This is a genomic window from Microbacterium shaanxiense, from assembly GCF_054779995.1.
In genome coordinates, this window is record NZ_BAAGXE010000001.1 from 839,116 (window position 1) to 856,305 (window position 17,190).

A 17,190-nucleotide genomic window follows, 5' to 3' on the forward strand; every position below is an offset into this window, starting at 1 on the left:
TCGATCAGAACAGGTGGCGCTGCACCTGGTAGGCGAGGACTGCCAGCGACTCACGTTCGGTGGCGCTCTTCGTCTCGAACATCCGCATGACCTCCTCAGGCGTCAGCGTGCGCGCGGGTGCTCTGCGCGGACGCTGTGTCCTCAGCAGCAGCCAGAGGCCGATGCGGAGGGAGAGCCGGTCGGTGACCGCCAGCTCGGACCTGTCGGAGGGCACGGTGATCTCGAGGATCTCCTGCGCCTGGGGACATGGGGGGTGGGAAGTGCTGCGAAGCAGCGTGTCGTTACTCACGAGAGTTCTCGTTTCCTGTCGTATTCCTGCGGGGGTCCTCCGACGCCGAAGCGTCGGTGGCGCGTGGGCGAGGGCCTCGGAACGGAGACGTCGCCAGGGAGGGCAACGGATCGAGGGGATCGATCGTTGCGTGACGGCGGTCGGGAAGACCGGCGTTTCAGCGGTGGGAACCAGCGGAGAAGGCCCGTGGAGGGCCGGATTTCTCAGACTGCGGTTCTACGACAGCGCGTGTCGGAGGGCGTCGAACGAAGAGGACGCGTGATCCGCGATACGTGTCGCGCCGAGCGTGCAGCCGGCTGCGTTATCAAACGTGGTGATCATGAGCGTCCTCCTTTCGTGAGCGATCCGGTTTGTCAAGTTACTGGGTGAAAGGTGTGAACGTCAAGCATCGATGTCGTCATCGGCGTGTCGCGTCGTGCGCCGACTGCTGCGCATGCCGCGCGGGATGCCGGATTCCCGCCGTCATTTCGGTAGCGTTGAGGTGTGATTCTCCCCGGACGAGCGGTGCACGTATGCATTTGAAAAGCCTGACCCTCAAGGGCTTCAAGTCGTTCGCGCAACCCACGAGCTTCGTCTTCGAACCCGGAGTGACATGCATCGTCGGGCCGAACGGCTCCGGCAAGTCGAACGTCGTGGACGGCCTCGCCTGGGTGATGGGCGAGCAGGGCGCCAAGACGCTGCGCGGCGGGAAGATGGAGGACGTCATCTTCGCCGGGACCTCGACACGTGGGCCGCTGGGCCGTGCCGAGGTGCAGCTGACGATCGACAACAGCGACGGAGCCCTGCCGATCGAGTTCGCCGAGGTCACGATCAGCCGCACGCTGTTCCGCAACGGATCCAGCGAGTACGCGATCAACGGCTCCAGCTGTCGCCTGCTCGACGTTCAGGAGCTGCTCAGCGATTCCGGCCTCGGCCGTGAGATGCATGTCATCGTCGGGCAGGGACGCCTCGACACCGTGCTCCAGGCGTCCCCCGAGGACCGGCGCGGCTTCATCGAAGAGGCTGCCGGCATCCTCAAGCACCGTCGTCGCAAGGAGAAGACCCTCCGCAAGCTCGATGCGATGGAGACCAACCTCACACGGCTCAGCGATCTCGCCGGTGAGATCCGTCGTCAGCTCAAGCCTCTGGGGAGGCAGGCCGAGATCGCGCGTGAGGCGCAGACCATCGCGGCCGTCGTGCGCGACGCCAAGGCGCGCATCTTCGCCGATGACGTGGTGGCACTGCGCACCGCCCTGGCAGATCACACGCGCACCGAACAGGAGCGTCATACCGAACGGCTGGTGCTGACCGATCAGGCCGACATCGTGCGCGCCGGCATCGCGAAGCTCGAGGCGGATCAGAACTCCGCCGGCGTCGATGAGGCGCGTCGGGTGACCTTCGGGCTGGAGCAGGCGCAGGAGCGCATGCGCTCGCTCTACACGCTGGCGAACCAGCGCCTCGCCCTGCTCGGCTCGGAGGAGGACGACGCGGCGGTGACCTCGGTGACGGTCACCCAGGCGACGATCGACGAGGCCAAGGAGGAGATCACCCAGATCTCGGCCGGGCTCGGGGACGCTCAGGATGCCGCGGTCGCGGCGAGCCGCGAGGTCGTGGATGCACGCGCCGAGCTCGACACCCTCGACGTCGACATCGCCGAGCAGAGCGCACTCGTGTCGCAGCACGACATGCGACTGACGGCGCTGCGGGGAACCGCGGAGGCCGCGGCATCCGCTCTCGCCGCCGTCCGCGCCGCCGTCCTGCGCCAGGAGACCGCACTCGAGGCCGCGAACGAGCGGAGGCGCGAAGCCGCCGATGCGCTCGAACAGGTCGATGACGCCGAAGCGCCAGAGGGCACGGCGGCGGAGCACGCCGCGGCGTACGAGACGGCGCAGCGAGAGGCCACGGCTGCGGAGGGCGAGCTCGAGGGGCTGCGCGAGCGACTGCACTCGGCGGAGCGCGAGGCGGAGTCGCTGACGGCCAAGGCCGCGGCGCTGAGCAGTGCGCTGTCGCTGTCGGGCGGCGCCGCCGAGGTCGTGAAAACCGGTGGCGCAGGAGTGCGAGGTCTCGTCGGCGACGCGGTGCAGGTCACGGCCGGCTACGAAGCTGCCATCGCCGCTGTATTGGGTCCGCTCGCCGAAGGCGTGCTGGTCGACGACGCGGCCGCCGCTTTCTCCTTGGCCGAGGAATCCGCTCGACAGCAGCGGGGCATCATCGACTTCGTCCTGGCCGATGCGCCCAGACCAGCCCCCGACCTTCCCTCGATCGACGGCGTGACACGTGCATCCGAGGTCGTGACGGCGCCGGATGGCGTGCTCGGCGTGCTCGCGCACGTGCTCATCGCAGACGATCTCACCGCGGCGCGCCATGCGCGAGCCGCCCTGGACGCTCTCGGCGATGCGGCCGTGACCATTGTCACGACCGGCGGAGACGTGGTCACCGCGCAGACGCTGCGCACCGGCTCGGGCGGCGAGCGCTCGCGCCTCGAGCTCACCGCGGAACGCGACGCCGCGCAGGAACGGCTCTCCGAGGTACGCGTGATCGTGGACTCGCTGCGCGAGGCGCGCGAAGAGGCATCGGAGCGCGTGGAGGTCACGCGGCGGCAGGCGAAGGATTCGCTGCGGGCGCTGCGCGAGCACGACGCCGCGCTGGCCACGCACGCCGAGCAGTTGAACCGCGTCACGGTGCGGCATGAATCGGCTGTGGCCGAGTGCGAGCGGCTCGACGCCGGCGTCGCGCAGGCCCAAGCAGCGGTGGCGGATGCTGAAGCAGCATCGACGGCGGCGACGACCGCCCTCGAAGAAGCTCAGGCGACACCTCGGCCCGTGCTGGATGCGTCGGCGCGGGACGGACTCCTCGAGGCACTCGAGAGCGCACGCGAGGGCGAGGTCAGGGCGCGTCTGGAGATCGAGACGCTGAGGGAGAGGGTCCGCGCCGCGCAGGCGAGAGTCGCGAGCCTTGAACGTCAGCGCGAGCAGGAACGCGATGCCGCCGCCGAGGCAGCACGCCGTGCCGTGATCCGTCGTGCGCAGCGCGAAGCGGCGGTCGCGGTCGCAGCGGAGCTTCCGCGCATCCTCGACTCGCTGGATCGCTCGGTGACGGAGGCTCGGGTCGGATTGACCGAAGCGGAGAACGCCAGGTCCGCGCAGAACGAGGAGCTCACGGCCCTCCGCGTGCAGGAGAACTCACTGCGCGAACGCCTTGCAGGGCTCACCGAGAGCGTGCACGGCCTCGAGCTGCAGATCCACGAGAAGAAGCTGCACCTGACGAGCCTGCTGGAGCGAGTGGCATCCGAGCTCGCCCTCGACGAAGATATTCTCGTTGCGGAATATGGTCCCGATCAGCCGGTGCCGCGCGATCCGCTGGCAGAGACTGACCCGGATGCGATCGACGAGATCGACCCGACCGCCATCCCTTACGACCGGCGGATGCAGGAGCGGCGCCTGTCGGAGGCGCAGCGCAAGCTCGGTCAACTGGGCCGCGTGAACCCGCTCGCCCTGGAGGAGTTCGCTGCGCTCGAGCAGCGGCATGCGTTCCTCACCGAGCAGCTCGCCGACCTCACCCAGACCAGGCAGGATCTGCTGACGATCATCGCCGACCTCGACGAACGGATGCAGACGATCTTCGCCAGCGCCTTCGAGGACACCCAGCGCGCGTTCGGCGAGGTCTTCCCCCTGCTCTTCCCCGGCGGATCGGGCAGCATCTCGCTGACCGACCCGGAGAACATGCTCACGACCGGAATCGAGGTCGCGGTGCGGCCGGTGGGGAAGAAGATCGAGCGGCTCTCCCTGCTCTCGGGCGGCGAGCGGTCCCTGGCAGCGGTCGCGCTGCTCGTGGCGATCTTCAAGGCGAGGCCGAGCCCGTTCTACATCCTCGACGAGGTCGAGGCGGCGCTCGACGACGCGAACCTCGGCCGGCTGCTCACGGTGTTCGAGCAGCTCCGCGAGAGTTCGCAGCTGCTGGTCATCACCCACCAGAAGCGCACGATGGAGATCGCGGATGCGCTCTACGGCGTGTCGATGCGACAGGACGGCGTGTCGGCCGTGGTCGGTCAGCGGGTGGGGGACAGGGTCGCCGCGGCGAGCTGATCACGGCCGTGCACCGTTTCGGATCCCCGGCGCGACACGCCGGTGCACTCGGCGATCGCTCGGTGCGCCGCCGCGCTCATCCGAGTTCGTGCTCAGGGTTCGGCGCCGACGGAGCGCAGGAACTCCTCGACGGCGGTGGCGAAGCCGGGTAGATCCTGCGGACGGTGGGCGGCGCCTTCCCGGACGATGTGACGGGCGCCGTGCCGGGTGAGCACACCGGCGATCGTCTCGTACTCGTCGTTCCAACCGCCGGTCACGACGAGGGTCGGGATGCCGGTGATCATGCCGCTTCTGACACCGTGACCCCACGGCACATTGCTCGAGGCCCATCGCTCCGCTGCTGCGCGTTCCGCGTCCCATCGGTCGACGTCGAACGCCTCGCCGAACATGAGCGGACGGAAGATCGCCCAGAATCCGTGCAGTTCGCCCTCGGCGGCTTGCGCTCGTGCCTCGGTGACGATCGCGATGTGCCGTTCGATCGCGTGCTCGCCGCGAGCGATGTCGTACAGCGCCGGCTCGACGAGAACCAGACCCGCCACGTCGAGGCGACCGGATGCCGCGGCGAGTACGGCGGGCACCGCAGTCCCCATCCGCGGCATCCGACGCCGGCCACGCCTCGGCGCCGCGTCGCCCTGCGCCGTGGATGAACACGCGCCGCGACGCTGGGAGCTGCTGCATCCCGCGATGCTACCGGCACCGTAGGCTGGACGCATGGCGGAGAAGTCCTGGTCCCTCGGTCGCGCACTGCGCGGCATGTTCGTCAAGCCCACGATCGACGAGACGACGTGGGAAGACCTCGAGACGGCGCTGATCACGGCGGACTTCGGACCCGACATCTCCGAGCGGATCGTGGACGAGCTGCGCGACAAGGTCGCGCGCTACCGCACCACCGACCCCAAGGATCTGCAGCGCATGCTGCGCGAGACGCTCGAAGAGCACTTCGCGAAGTTCGACACGACGCTCAAGCTCACCGAACGTCCTGCCGTCGTGCTCGTGGTCGGCGTCAACGGTGTCGGCAAGACCACGACGATCGGCAAGTTCACGAAGTTCCTGCGCGGATACCAGCGCAGCGTCGTCGTCGGCGCGGCCGACACCTTCCGCGCGGCCGCCGTCGACCAGCTCGCGACGTGGGCACAACGCGGGGGAGCGGCGATCGTCCGGCCACAGCAGGAGGGCCAGGATCCGGCATCCGTCGCCTACCAGACCATCGAGTACGCCCAGCGCGAGGGCATCGAGATCGCGATCATCGACACCGCCGGCCGTCTGCACACCAAGGGCGGACTCATGGACGAGCTGTCGAAGATCCGCCGCGTGATCGAGAAGCAGGCGCCGATCAGCGAGGTGCTCCTCGTGCTCGACGCGACCACCGGGCAGAACGGTGTCATGCAGGCCGAGGCGTTCCTCGAGCACGCCGGCGTCACGGGTCTCGTGCTCACGAAGCTCGACGGTTCGGCGAAGGGCGGCTTCGTGCTCGCCGTGCAGGAGCGCACCGGCATCCCGGTCAAGCTGCTCGGCCAGGGCGAGGGCATCGACGACCTCACCGGCTTCACACCGCACGTCTTCGTGGCATCCCTTGTCGGTCAGTGATGGGACTGGTTTCATAGCGTTATGGCGATCGAACACGACTACTTCGGGCTCTTGTCCTCAGGGCCGGACGGATCGATCTTCTGGTCCGAGACGGTGGAGCTCGGCGACCAGGCGGTGACGGTCGACCTCACCGCGCCTGATCAGGACGATGTGTCGCCGGACGCGCTCGACATCGCCGCTGCTCTCATCTCCGGGCTGGAGGACGTCGATGGGGCAGCCCGTCGCGGCATGCTCGCCGAAGTCGATGACCGCGCGAGCGAGGTGACAGAGTACATCCTGCAGCAGCAGGAGGCGTACGGCGCCGAACTCGAGGAGGTGCTCGTCGACGTGAGCGCCGATCCGGCGGTCGACATCATCCGCTCGATGCGTCTGATGAGCATGACGATCCTCGCCGACGAGCACGGCGGGTCGGAACCCTTCGCCGTGCTGGAGTACGCACTCGATCCGGACAACACCGACGACGTGCTCCTGGTGAATCTGTCGTCTGACGGCTCGGTGCAGTCGGTCATGAGCGGCGACTAGGTTCAGCCGCCGCTCGATCGCCGCACTCAGACCGCCTGCGCGAATCCGAGGTCGGCGCTGTCGGCGATGTGAGACAGGTGCGCGGGGATCTCGCGCCCCTTGGAGAGCATCGACTGCGCCCACAGCCGACCAGCGCGGTACGACGACCGCACGAGCGGCCCGGCCAGGACGCCGAGGAATCCGATGCGCTCGGCTTCCTCCTTGAACTCCACGAACTCCGACGGCTTCACCCATCGTGCGACCGGCAGATGACGCGGCGTCGGGCGGAGGTACTGCGTGATCGTGATGATGTCGCAACCGGCGTCGTCCAGATCCTGCAGCGCCTCGATGACCTCCGAGGGCTCCTCGCCCATGCCGAGGATCAGGTTCGACTTGGTGATGAGCCCGGCCTCGCGTGCCTGGGTGAGCACACCGAGGGAGCGCTCGTAGCGGAATGCGGGCCGGATCCGCTTGAAGATGCGTGGCACGGTCTCGACGTTGTGCGCGAACACCTCAGGACGGGCGTCGAAGATCTGGCCGAGGTACCGCGGGTCGCCGTTGTGATCGTTCGCGAGGAGCTCCACTCCCGTGTTCGGGTTCTGGGCATGTATCTGACGTACGGTCTCGGCGTTCAGCCATGCACCGGTGTCTGGGAGGTCGTCGCGCGCGACGCTGGTGACCGTCGCGTATCGCAGACCCATGCGTGTGACGCTCTCGGCGACGCGTCGCGGCTCATCCGTGTCGTAGTCGGCCGGCTTGCCGGTGTCGATCTGGCAGAAGTCGCATCGCCTGGTGCACTGCGAGCCGCCGATCAGGAACGTGGCCTCGCGATCCTCCCAGCATTCGAAGATGTTCGGGCATCCGGCCTCCTGGCACACGGTGTGCAGCCCCTCGTCCTTCACCAGGGAATGCAGCGCGGTGTACTCCGGACCCATCTTCGCCTTGGTCTTGATCCACTCCGGTTTGCGCTCGATCGGCGTCTCGGCGTTGCGGACCTCGAGACGGAGCAGCTTGCGTCCTTCCGGCACTGCGGCGCTCATGCAGCGACCGCCGCGTACTCGGCGGTGAACACGTCGCGCACCCGATCGACCACATCGGCGGGGGAGACGACGGCGCCGACCACCTCGCTGACCGTGGTGACACCGGCGTCGGTGATGCCGCACGGGATGATGCCGTTGAACCCGGCGAGGGTGTTGTCGCAGTTGATCGCGAACCCGTGCATGGTCACTCCCTGCTGCACTCGCACACCGATCGCCGCCACCTTGTCCTCGGAGAGGGGGCGGCGCACCCAGACGCCGCTTCGGCCATCGACCTGGTAGCCGTCGACGCCGAGCGGACGGAGGACCTCGATGAGCACACGCTCGAGGCGTCGCACGTGCGCGACGACATCCATGGGCTCCGGCAGCCTGACGATCGGGTACCCGACCAGTTGCCCGGGCCCGTGCCAGGTGATCTTGCCGCCGCGGTCGACATCGATCACCGGCGTGCCGTCCTGCGGACGCTCCTGCGGCTCGGTGCGCTTGCCGGCGGTGTACACCGCCTCGTGCTCGAGCAGGATCAGCGTGTCGGGACGGATCCCGGCGACCACGTCGTGATGGATGCTGCGCTGCAGTTCCCATCCGTCGAGGTAGGGGACGTAAGCCGGTGCGAGACCGGGCGTCAGGATGTCGAGCATGTTCGCCTTTCATCTATTGTTGGATGCCGTCTAACAATACCCCCGAATGTCGAACAGGGAAGGAGGAGCTCGGGGCGGCGCGATACGGTGGGGGCGTGAGAAGTGAGCCGCGCCCAGGACGCCCTCGCGCGTCGTCGCGCGAGGTGCTCGCCGAAGCCGCGTGCGAGTTGTTCCTCGAGCAGGGCTATGACGCGACATCCGTCGCGGACATCACCCAGCGGGCCGGTGTGAGCCGCTCGAGCTTCTTCAACTACTTCTCCTCCAAGAGCGACGTGCTCTGGTCAGGCCTCGACGCCAGGATCGACGAGGCAGTCGGTGCGCTGGGCGCGTTGGGCCCCGATGCCCATGCCGTAGCCGTGCGCGGCATCCTGCTCACCGTCGTCCACGATTTCGCGCCCGATCCGCTGGCGCTCGCTCTACGAAACGCCACGGCTATGGGGCTGGAGCAGGAGCTCATCCGCGACACAGGGCTCCGCCACGCGCGCCTCGCCGCCGCCGTCGCGGACGCTGCGCGTCGCAGTGGGATCGGACCGATCCGCTCCGAGATCGTCGGCGCCGCGCACGCGGCCGCGGTCCTGTCCTCCCTGCGGGTGTGGGCCGAGCGCGGTGCCGGACACGGCTCGCCGGAGGCCCTGTTCCAGGAGGCACTGGCGGGAATCCACGATCTTCCGTGGCGGATCTGACTTCGAACGGACGTTTCCACGCGAGGCGGACATGTCATGAGTGAGCCCACCAGGAGGAGACACTCATGAGTACCGGTCTTGATGAACTGCTCGATGCTTCGGCGCCCGCCGCCCGAACTGTCGCGTCACGCCACGTGCGCATGATGCTCGCGGATGCGCGCAAGGAAGTCCGGGCTCAGCGTCGACCGAGACGCGCCGCGACCGTCGCGGGCGTGCTCGCCCTCGTGATGGCCGGCGGCGCCGGTGTGGCGACGGCCACGGACTACTGGGCGTCCGTGAACAATCCGATCGGCACCTACAGCTATCAGGTTCCGAGCGGCGCGACGTGCGAGGTCGTCTTCGGAGACGTGCAGATCGCCGAACGCAGCGATCGAGCGCGACGGGACCAGATCGAGAACGATCTTCAGGTGTGGTTCGCTGCCACGGATGTCGTCGCGATCGCCGAATCACGGGTGGACGAGTACGTTCAGGAGCGTCACGACATGTTGGCGGACGCCGGTCTGGTCGATGGGGAGCTCTCGAGTCACGACCTCGACATCGCCTATGCCTATGCGATAGACAGATCCATCTCGGATCAGGCGATGGCCGAGATCGAACGCCTCGGTTATACCGCTGAGGGCGTCGGATACGGCGCACAGGGACGCTGCCCGGAGCTGATGAAGTGACGCGCCACACTCGTGACGTCGCCCTGACTGCGGCGTTCGATGCATCCGCGTCCGACCTGCTGAGCTATCTCGCGCGCCGCACTAATGCCGACGACGCCCCTGACCTCCTCGGTGAGACGATGGTCGTCGCCTGGCGTCGCGTGCGCGAGCTGCCCGTGGATCCGGAGGGCGCACGCGTGTGGCTGTTCGGCATCGCCCGCGGCACGCTGCAGAACCATGCCAGAGGCCAACGCCGACGCTGGGCGCTGGCCGACCGCATCCGCTCACAGGCCCGCGACCAGGCCACGGCACCGCCGTCGGACGAGGGCTCCGAGGTGCGCGACGCGATCGCTCGACTCGACGCCGAGCTCGCCGAACTCATCCGCCTGGTGCACTGGGACCGCTTCAGCATCGCGGACGCCGCCGGGCTTCTCGGCATCTCGGCATCCACAGCCCGGGGCCGCTATCAACGTGCGAAGGAGCAGCTCAGGGCGGCGCTGAGCATCGAGGCGCCGCTCGCGTAGAATCGGTTGCACCATGGCTACCTTTGGCACGCTCTCCGATCGGCTCACCGAGACCTTCCGCAACCTTCGGACGAAGGGAAAGCTCAGCGCGGCCGACGTCGACGGCACAGTGCGCGAGATCCGTCGCGCCCTGCTGGACGCCGACGTCGCGCTCGTCGTCGTCAAGGACTTCACCGCGAAGGTGCGCGAGCGCGCCCTCGGCGACGAGGTCAGCAAGGCGCTGAACCCCGCCCAGCAGGTCGTGCAGATCGTCAACGAGGAGCTCGTGCAGATCCTCGGCGGCGAGCAGCGCCGGCTGGAGTTCGCGAAGGTTCCGCCGACGGTCATCATGCTCGCGGGACTGCAGGGCTCCGGTAAGACGACGTTCGCCGGAAAGCTCGCCAAGCAGCTCGAGAAGGACGGGCACACTCCGCTCCTCGTCGCGGCCGACCTCCAGCGTCCGAACGCCGTGAACCAGCTTCAGGTCGTCGCGGAGCAGGCCGGCGCCACGATCTACGCGCCAGAGCCGGGCAACGGCGTCGGCGACCCCGTCAAGGTCTCCCGCGACGGCGTCGAGCACGCACGCCGCCAGCAGCACGATGTCGTCATCATCGACACCGCGGGACGCCTCGGCGTCGACGCCGAGCTCATGAAGCAGGCATCCGACATCCGCAAGGCCACGAACCCCGACGAGGTCCTGTTCGTCATCGACGCGATGATCGGTCAGGATGCCGTCAACACGGCCAAGGCATTCCAGGAGGGCGTCGACTTCACCGGTGTCGTCCTCTCCAAGCTCGACGGTGATGCGCGAGGCGGCGCCGCGCTGTCCGTGGCGTCGGTCACGGGACGTCCGATCATCTTCGCCTCGACGGGCGAGGGCCTCGACGACCTCGAGCAGTTCTACCCCGACCGCATGGCGAGCCGCATCCTCGACCTCGGCGACATCCTCACCCTCATCGAGCAGGCTCAGCAGGCGTTCGACGAGGAAGAGGCGCAGAAGGTCGCCGAGAAGCTCGCGAACGAGGCCTTCACGCTCGAGGACTTCCTCGACCAGCTTCAGCAGATGAAGAAGATGGGCTCGATGAAGAAGATGCTGGGCATGCTGCCCGGCATGGGTCAGATGAAGCAGCAGCTCGAGGACTTCGATGAGAAGGAGATCGACCGCACCGAAGCGATCATCCGTTCGATGACGCCGGGCGAGCGCCACAACCCCAAGGTGCTCAACGGGTCACGCCGCCTGCGCATCGCCAAGGGCTCCGGCATGACCGTCACCGATGTCAACCAGCTCGTGCAGCGCTTCGAGCAGGCGGCGAAGATGATGAAGACCGTCGCCCGCGGCGGCACCCCGAACATTCCGGGCATGGGTGCCATGCCGGGAATGGGACGACCCGGCGCGTCATCGAAGCGCGGCAAGAAGGGCAAGGCCAAGGGCCCATCGCGTTCCGGTAACCCCGCCAAGCGCGCAGCGGAGAACGCCGGCCTGCCGGCGGGCCCTGCGACGGGATCCGGGTTCGGACTGGGCGGTCAGAAGACGCCCACCGAGGCCGACCTCGCCGAGATCCAGAAGCTTTTCGGCAAGAGCTGAGGCCCGGCCGAGCCGGAACGAATCAGCTCGAGGCCACGGACACGTCGAGATCGACGCCGTGGGCGTCGCGCAGCTGTGCCGACGTGTCGGCGATCTCCGTCCCGATCCGCGCGGCATCCCAGTCGAGCAGGGGAGCGAGAGCCTCGGCGATGGCGCGCACGGCCGGGGCGTCTGCGTCTCCGGTGAACGCGAGGCTCGTGCGCCGGAAGATCACGTCCGCCACGTGGCACACCTGCTCGCGCTCGACCATCCACTCGAGCTCGCGGGTCGACAGCGCATCGCCCACGACGGGTGCATCGTGCCCGTCGGCGATGAAGGCCGCAACGTCTGCGGCTCGGGTGCCGTAGCGGACGAAGAGCGTGCGACCCCGTTCCGTGTCGCCGACGTTCTGGCCGAGCCACTCCATCCGACGCCGTGGCGTACGCGGGTATCCGTTTCCGCCACCGATGCGCACTCCGACCGTGCTCGCGACGCGCTGGCGTCCGAGTTCTTCGAGGACATGATCGGCGAGGTTCTCGCCGAGAGCGCGGAACGTCGTCCACTTGCCCCCGACGAGACTGAAGACGGCGGGTGCATCGGCGTCCTTGCGTCGCTCGATCCGATAGTCGCGCGACACGAAACCGGGGGCGGTGTCGTCGTGGTGGGGAAGCGGACGAATGCCGGAGTAGCGGTACACGATCTGAGCGCGGTCGACGGTGATCGTGGGGAACACATGCCCGATCAGGTCGAAGAAGTACTCGACCTCCTCCTCGGTGCAGCGCGCCGGTTCATGCGGATCGGCCTCGAGATCAGTGGTGCCGACGAGGACCCGGCCTTTGAGGGGGTAGATGAGCACGATGCGGCCATCGGAGTGCTCGAAGAAGATCTCCCGACCCCCTGTGGCGTCGAGCAGTTCGGGGTGGTCGAGCACGATGTGCGATCCCTTGGTGCCTCCCATGAACGCCGTGTCGGTGCCGAGCGCCTCGTTCGTGAGATCGGTCCATGGACCGGACGCATTCACCACGACATCGGCGTCGATGTGGAACTCGGCGCCGGTCTCCCGATCACGCAGGCGCACACCGTCGTCATCCATCCCGACGGCCTCGACGTAGTTGAGCGCGTGCGCACCCGCGTGGGCGGACTCGCCGTCGCGCAGCACGTCGAGCGCGAGGCGCTCTGGGTCATGCACCGAGGCGTCGTAGTAGGTCGCGGTGTACTTGATCTTCGGGTCGAGCTTCGGCAGCTGGGCCAGGGACTTCTTGCGTCCGAGGAAGCGGTGCCGGGGGACGCTGCCGCCGTCGCGGGAGAACGTGTCGTAGAGCGTCAGCCCGATCTTGATGAGGAAGGCGCCTCGCTCCTGCGGCTTTCCCTGCTTGTGCGTGAGGAAGCGCAGCGGGGCGGCGAAGACTCCGGAGAAGGTCGAGTAGATCGGGATCGTCGTCTCGAGCGGCTTGACGTAGTGGGGTGCGATCTTGAGTAGACCGTTGCGCTCCTGCACCGACTCCTTCACGAGTCGGAACTCACCGTTCTCGAGATATCGGATGCCGCCATGGATCATGTGACTCGAGGCCGCGGTCGCGCCGGACGCGAAGTCCGCCCGCTCGACCAGTAGGACGTCCACTCCCTGCATCGCGAGGTCGCGGAACGTCGAGATGCCGTTGATCCCTGCGCCGATGATCACGACGCTGGTGCGACCGCTCTCGCGTGCTCGGCGCACATTCTCTCGTTCGACATGGGCGGCGTTCGCAGTGCTCATCGTCTCTCCTTGCTGGGCCTACACGGTATATCCTGATTCCGTCAGCACAACTGCGCAAGCGAGATGCACGAACGTGCAAGGAGGCCCGATGAGCAATCCGTCTCTGAGCGACCCCCGGGCCGGGACCGCACTGCGTGCTGCGCAGATGTACTACCTGCAGGACATGACGATGGATGCGATCGCCAGTGAGCTCGCGACCTCGCGGTCATCCGTCTCGCGCCTGCTCAGCCATGCCCGTGCCACGGGGCTCGTGGAGATCCAGATCCATCAGCCCCAGGGGCAGGAGCTGCGCCTCGAGGAGGCCATCCGTGCACGCTTCGGCATCGCGGCGCACGTCGTGCCCACACCGAAGAACTTGTCCGACGTGGAGCGCTTCGAGCGGGTCGCCATGAGCGCGGCACGTCTGCTGCCGCTCTACTTCGACTCGAACATGACCCTCGGCATCGCCTGGGGGTCGACGCTGGACGCGATCAGCAGGCATCTGCCGAAGAAGGAGACGCACAACTCCACCGTCGTGCAGCTCAACGGTGCGGGCAACACCTTCACGAGCGGCGTGGACTACGCCAGTGAGATCCTCCACCGGTTCGGTCAGGCCTTCGGTGCCGGCATCCAGCAGTTCCCGGTGCCGGCGTTCTTCGACGATCCGCGGACGAAGGAGGCGATGTGGCGCGAACGCAGCACGCGGCGGGTGCTCGATCTGCAGGCCCGCGCCGATGTCATCCTCTTCGGCCTGGGGTCTCCCTTCGCCGAGGTGCCGAGCAGGGTGTACATCGGCGGCTATCTCGATCGGGATGACTACCGCAGTCTGCGCGAGGAGAAGATCGTCGGCGACATCGCCACGGTGTTCTACCGATCGGACGGCAGCTGGAAGGACATCGAGCTGAACAACCGGGCGACCGGTCCGACGTTCCCGGTGCTGTCGAGGGCGTCCAGGCGCATCTGCGTCGTCGCCGGCGTGCAGAAGCTGCCGAGCCTGCGCGGCGCGATCGCGACGCGTCTGATCACCGACCTCGTCCTCGACGAGCATCTCGCCGAACAGCTCGTCGACTCGTGACGAAAGGCGGCTGCACGTTCGTGCAGCGGGACTGAGTCGCGCAACCAAGGTCTTCTAGTGTGGATCCCAGAGCAGACAACGCCGTCACCGGCTGGAGAGAACACCTATGCACATCGTCGCCATAGACCAGGGCACCACGAGCACACGAGCGATCGTCTTCGACGACAGCGGGGCGATCGTCGCCACGGGGCAGCGTGAACACGAGCAGATCTTCCCTCAGGCGGGGTGGGTCGAGCACGACGCCGCCGAGATCTGGTCGAACACCACCGCGGTGATCGACATCGCCGTGCGCAACGCCGGTGTGAAGGCATCCGATGTCGCAGCGATCGGCATCACCAATCAGCGCGAGACCGTCGTCGTGTGGGACAGACTGACCGGTGAGCCCGTGCACAACGCGATCGTCTGGCAGGACACCCGCACCCAGCCGCTCATCGACGCCCTCGCGGCCGACGGGGGAGTCCGCCGCTTCGCTGACACCACCGGGCTGCCGCTGGCCACGTACTTCTCCGCATCCAAGATCGCCTGGATCCTCGACAACGTCGACGGAGCCCGTGAGCGTGCGGAGAGGGGCGACCTGCTGTTCGGCACCACCGACACCTGGCTGCTGTGGAATCTGACGGGCGGTGTCGACGGGGGAGTGCACGCCACCGACGTCACCAACGCCAGCCGCACGCTGCTGATGGACCTTCGTACGCTCGACTGGGATGACGCCCTGCTGGAGGCGTTCGATGTTCCCCGCGCGATGCTGCCCGTCGTGCTGTCCTCCTCCGAGGTGTACGGCGAAGCGGTCGGTACGGTGCTCGACGGCACCCCGATCGCCGGCATCCTCGGCGACCAGCAGGCGGCGACCTTCGGTCAGGTCGCCTTCGACGCCGGTGAGTCGAAGAACACCTACGGCACCGGCAACTTCCTCATCGTCAACACCGGTGAGGAGATCGTCGAGAGCAACAACGGCCTCATCACGACCGTCGCCTACCGCCTCGGAGACGATGCTCCTCGCTACGCGCTGGAAGGATCGATCGCGGTCACCGGGTCATTGGTGCAGTGGTTGCGCGACAATCTGGGCATCATCAAGGACTCGCCGGAGGTCGAAGAGCTCGCACTCACCGTGGAGGACAACGGCGGCGTCTACATCGTGCCTGCGTTCTCCGGACTGTTCGCCCCGCACTGGCGTCCCGACGCGCGCGGTGCGATCCTCGGCCTCACCCGCTTCGCGAACAAGGGCCACATCGCTCGGGCCGCGCTGGAGGCGGTCGCGTTTCAGACGCGCGAGGTGCTGGACGCCGTCATCGCCGACACGAACGTGCCCCTGGAAGAGCTTCGCGTGGACGGGGGCATGGTCGGCAACTCGGCGCTGATGCAGTTCCAGGCGGACGTGCTCGGTGTTCCAGTGATCCGACCTGCCATCATCGAGACGACTGCGCTCGGCGCGGCCTATGCCGCTGGACTGGCCGTCGGAGTCTGGGCCGATCTCGACGAACTCCGCGCCATGTGGCACGAGGACGAGCGCTGGACTCCGCAGATCGACGGGGAAGAGCGCGAGCGACGCATGGCGCGTTGGCGCAAGGCCGTCACGCGCACCTTCGACTGGGTCGACGAGGACTGAGCTCAGATCACCGGCGCGCCAGGACCGGAGCGGAACTCGCGGATGAGATGTTGCACGACCGCCGGGAGGTCTGCGTCGGTGGCCTCGGCGACAGCCAACTGGCGTTCATAGCTCGCGCCGCCGTCCAGGATCGTGCTGATCCCGTCGAACTCGCTCTCGCAGCCCAGATCGACCGCGATCGGCGCGAGTTCCGCCACTGTCTCGGCGAGGTGCTCACGAACCTGCCGCTGCGTGCCGGCGGCGTCCACGATCACCTTCGCGTCCAGGCCGTACCGCGCCGCGCGCCACTTGTTCTCGCGGTGGAACCATGGCGGCATCATGGGCAGCGTCTCGCCGGCATCCAGTCTGCGTGAGAGGTGCTCGACCAGCACCTGGACGAGAGCGGCGACAGAGGCGAGCTCCGACAGCGTCGAGAGCCCGTCGCACGCGCGCACCTCGATCGTGCCCCAGCGCGGAGCCGGCCGGATGTCCCAGCGCACCTCGGTGGCGTCGGCCATCACGCCGGTGCGGACCATGTCCTCGAGGTAGTGCTCGAACTCCGCCCACGAGTGCAGGGCCCACGGCAGCCCGGCTGTCGGCAGCTGCTGGAACACCAGGGCTCTGTTGGATGCGTAGCCGGTGCGCTCGCCCGCCCAGAACGGACTCGATGCGGAGAGCGACTGCAGATGCGGCAGATAGGCGGTCAGGGTGTTGATGATGGGGAAGACCTTGTCGCGGTCCTCGACGCCGACGTGCACGTGGATGCCCCAGATCATCATGTTGCGGCCCCACCACTGCGTCCGTTCGATGAGGTGGTGATAGCGGGTCTTGTCGGTGACCTGCTGATCGAACCATTGGGCGAAGGGATGACTGCCGGCGGACAGCAGCTCTATCCCGGCGGGATCGGTGGCCGCACGCACCGCGGCGATCGCGTTGGCGATGTCGCCGATGGCGTGGGCCACGGATTCGCCGATCCCGCTCGTGACCTCGATGGTGTTCGTGAGCAGCTCGCCCGTGACGGTGTGGCGCTCGGGCGCGCTTTCGTCCTCGAGAGCATCCAACAGTTCTGGGGCGCGTCCGACGAGGTCGCCCGTCTCCGGATCGGCGAGCATGATCTCCCATTCCAGTCCCACTGTGGACCGGGGGGAATCAGTGAATTCTTGCGTCACGTGCACAGTCTGACACGCACCCGGCACGACACGGATGAGCGCGTGTCGCCCCGTTTCGCGACTCGCCTCCGAATCTGGCAGAATAGAAGGTCGGACGACGTACTCGACCCTCTATC

15 protein-coding genes are annotated in these 17,190 nt (G+C 67.6%); 9 read left to right on the plus strand and 6 right to left on the minus strand.

Annotation, left to right across the window (positions count from 1 at the left end):
* Window positions 1-4: 4 nt before the first annotated feature.
* On the minus strand, window positions 5-289 hold the full coding sequence (locus tag ACYVG2_RS03925) for a hypothetical protein (protein ID WP_460779766.1): 285 nt from the start codon (window positions 287-289) through the stop codon (window positions 5-7).
* 512 nt (window positions 290-801) lie between these two features.
* Between ACYVG2_RS03925 and smc the strand changes: the two genes are divergently transcribed.
* The gene (smc, locus tag ACYVG2_RS03930; protein WP_460779767.1) at window positions 802-4,353 is read left to right on the plus strand and encodes a chromosome segregation protein SMC; all 3,552 of its coding nucleotides are present in this window, start codon (window positions 802-804) and stop codon (window positions 4,351-4,353) included.
* Window positions 4,354-4,445: 92 nt separating this feature from the next.
* Here the strand turns inward: smc and ACYVG2_RS03935 are convergent, their stop codons facing one another.
* Window positions 4,446-4,943 carry a hypothetical protein gene (locus tag ACYVG2_RS03935; protein WP_460779768.1) on the minus strand — a complete coding sequence of 166 codons (498 nt, stop codon included), beginning with the start codon at window positions 4,941-4,943 and terminating at the stop codon, window positions 4,446-4,448.
* Between the two features lie 121 nt (window positions 4,944-5,064).
* Between ACYVG2_RS03935 and ftsY the strand changes: the two genes are divergently transcribed.
* On the plus strand, window positions 5,065-5,940 hold the full coding sequence (ftsY, locus tag ACYVG2_RS03940; protein WP_460779769.1) for a signal recognition particle-docking protein FtsY: 876 nt from the start codon (window positions 5,065-5,067) through the stop codon (window positions 5,938-5,940).
* A gap of 21 nt (window positions 5,941-5,961) precedes the next feature.
* Window positions 5,962-6,462: a DUF2004 domain-containing protein gene (locus tag ACYVG2_RS03945; protein ID WP_448965452.1), complete on the plus strand. Its 501-nt coding sequence runs from the start codon at window positions 5,962-5,964 to the stop codon at window positions 6,460-6,462.
* Between the two features lie 26 nt (window positions 6,463-6,488).
* On the opposite strand, the gene lipA is transcribed toward ACYVG2_RS03945, so the two are convergent.
* Both lipA and lipB read right to left on the minus strand, forming a co-directional pair.
* Window positions 6,489-7,481, minus strand: a complete 993-nt coding sequence (gene lipA / locus ACYVG2_RS03950) for a lipoyl synthase (protein ID WP_460779770.1) — start codon at window positions 7,479-7,481, stop codon at window positions 6,489-6,491.
* Entirely contained in the window at window positions 7,478-8,116 is a 639-nt protein-coding gene (lipB, locus tag ACYVG2_RS03955) for a lipoyl(octanoyl) transferase LipB (protein ID WP_448965454.1), read from the minus strand. Before lipB ends, lipA begins: the two co-directional genes overlap by 4 nt.
* Before the next feature lie 95 nt (window positions 8,117-8,211).
* Between lipB and ACYVG2_RS03960 the strand changes: the two genes are divergently transcribed.
* The 4 genes from ACYVG2_RS03960 to ffh all read left to right on the plus strand — a co-directional run bounded on the left by ACYVG2_RS03960 (window position 8,212) and on the right by ffh (window position 11,531).
* Window positions 8,212-8,799 (plus strand): TetR/AcrR family transcriptional regulator, encoded by a 588-nt coding sequence (locus ACYVG2_RS03960; RefSeq protein WP_460779771.1) that lies wholly within the window; start codon window positions 8,212-8,214, stop codon window positions 8,797-8,799.
* Between the two features lie 65 nt (window positions 8,800-8,864).
* Window positions 8,865-9,464 carry a hypothetical protein gene (locus ACYVG2_RS03965; RefSeq protein WP_460779773.1) on the plus strand — a complete coding sequence of 200 codons (600 nt, stop codon included), beginning with the start codon at window positions 8,865-8,867 and terminating at the stop codon, window positions 9,462-9,464.
* Window positions 9,461-9,967 (plus strand): RNA polymerase sigma factor, encoded by a 507-nt coding sequence (locus ACYVG2_RS03970; RefSeq protein ID WP_460779774.1) that lies wholly within the window; start codon window positions 9,461-9,463, stop codon window positions 9,965-9,967. The genes ACYVG2_RS03965 and ACYVG2_RS03970 overlap by 4 nt, the downstream gene beginning before the upstream one ends.
* Before the next feature lie 13 nt (window positions 9,968-9,980).
* The gene (ffh, locus tag ACYVG2_RS03975) at window positions 9,981-11,531 is read left to right on the plus strand and encodes a signal recognition particle protein (RefSeq protein ID WP_460779776.1); all 1,551 of its coding nucleotides are present in this window, start codon (window positions 9,981-9,983) and stop codon (window positions 11,529-11,531) included.
* A 22-nt stretch (window positions 11,532-11,553) separates the two neighbouring features.
* Here ffh and ACYVG2_RS03980 read toward each other — a convergent pair whose 3' ends face one another.
* The gene (locus ACYVG2_RS03980; RefSeq protein ID WP_460779777.1) at window positions 11,554-13,266 is read right to left on the minus strand and encodes a glycerol-3-phosphate dehydrogenase/oxidase; all 1,713 of its coding nucleotides are present in this window, start codon (window positions 13,264-13,266) and stop codon (window positions 11,554-11,556) included.
* A gap of 88 nt (window positions 13,267-13,354) precedes the next feature.
* Between ACYVG2_RS03980 and ACYVG2_RS03985 the strand changes: the two genes are divergently transcribed.
* Together ACYVG2_RS03985 and glpK are read left to right on the plus strand one after the other, a co-directional pair.
* Window positions 13,355-14,320: a sugar-binding transcriptional regulator gene (locus tag ACYVG2_RS03985; protein ID WP_460779778.1), complete on the plus strand. Its 966-nt coding sequence runs from the start codon at window positions 13,355-13,357 to the stop codon at window positions 14,318-14,320.
* A 106-nt stretch (window positions 14,321-14,426) separates the two neighbouring features.
* The gene (glpK, locus tag ACYVG2_RS03990) at window positions 14,427-15,926 is read left to right on the plus strand and encodes a glycerol kinase GlpK (RefSeq protein WP_460779779.1); all 1,500 of its coding nucleotides are present in this window, start codon (window positions 14,427-14,429) and stop codon (window positions 15,924-15,926) included.
* 2 nt (window positions 15,927-15,928) lie between these two features.
* On the opposite strand, the gene ACYVG2_RS03995 is transcribed toward glpK, so the two are convergent.
* Window positions 15,929-17,074, minus strand: a complete 1,146-nt coding sequence (locus ACYVG2_RS03995; RefSeq protein ID WP_460779780.1) for a glutamate--cysteine ligase — start codon at window positions 17,072-17,074, stop codon at window positions 15,929-15,931.
* Window positions 17,075-17,190: the final 116 nt, after the last annotated feature.

What these genes read in the sequence shown, in the direction of transcription:
- lipA (WP_460779770.1), bottom strand. Translation starts at nt 7,481, where the DNA reads ATGAGCGCCGCAGTGCCGGAAGGACGCAAGCTGCTCCGTCTCGAGGTC.
- ACYVG2_RS03985 (WP_460779778.1), top strand. Translation starts at nt 13,355, where the DNA reads ATGAGCAATCCGTCTCTGAGCGACCCCCGGGCCGGGACCGCACTGCGT.
- ftsY (WP_460779769.1), top strand. Translation starts at nt 5,065, where the DNA reads ATGGCGGAGAAGTCCTGGTCCCTCGGTCGCGCACTGCGCGGCATGTTC.
- glpK (WP_460779779.1), top strand. Translation starts at nt 14,427, where the DNA reads ATGCACATCGTCGCCATAGACCAGGGCACCACGAGCACACGAGCGATC.
- ACYVG2_RS03935 (WP_460779768.1), bottom strand. Translation starts at nt 4,943, where the DNA reads ATGGGGACTGCGGTGCCCGCCGTACTCGCCGCGGCATCCGGTCGCCTC.
- ffh (WP_460779776.1), top strand. Translation starts at nt 9,981, where the DNA reads ATGGCTACCTTTGGCACGCTCTCCGATCGGCTCACCGAGACCTTCCGC.
- smc (WP_460779767.1), top strand. Translation starts at nt 802, where the DNA reads ATGCATTTGAAAAGCCTGACCCTCAAGGGCTTCAAGTCGTTCGCGCAA.
- lipB (WP_448965454.1), bottom strand. Translation starts at nt 8,116, where the DNA reads ATGCTCGACATCCTGACGCCCGGTCTCGCACCGGCTTACGTCCCCTAC.
- ACYVG2_RS03965 (WP_460779773.1), top strand. Translation starts at nt 8,865, where the DNA reads ATGAGTACCGGTCTTGATGAACTGCTCGATGCTTCGGCGCCCGCCGCC.
- ACYVG2_RS03980 (WP_460779777.1), bottom strand. Translation starts at nt 13,266, where the DNA reads ATGAGCACTGCGAACGCCGCCCATGTCGAACGAGAGAATGTGCGCCGA.
- ACYVG2_RS03945 (WP_448965452.1), top strand. Translation starts at nt 5,962, where the DNA reads ATGGCGATCGAACACGACTACTTCGGGCTCTTGTCCTCAGGGCCGGAC.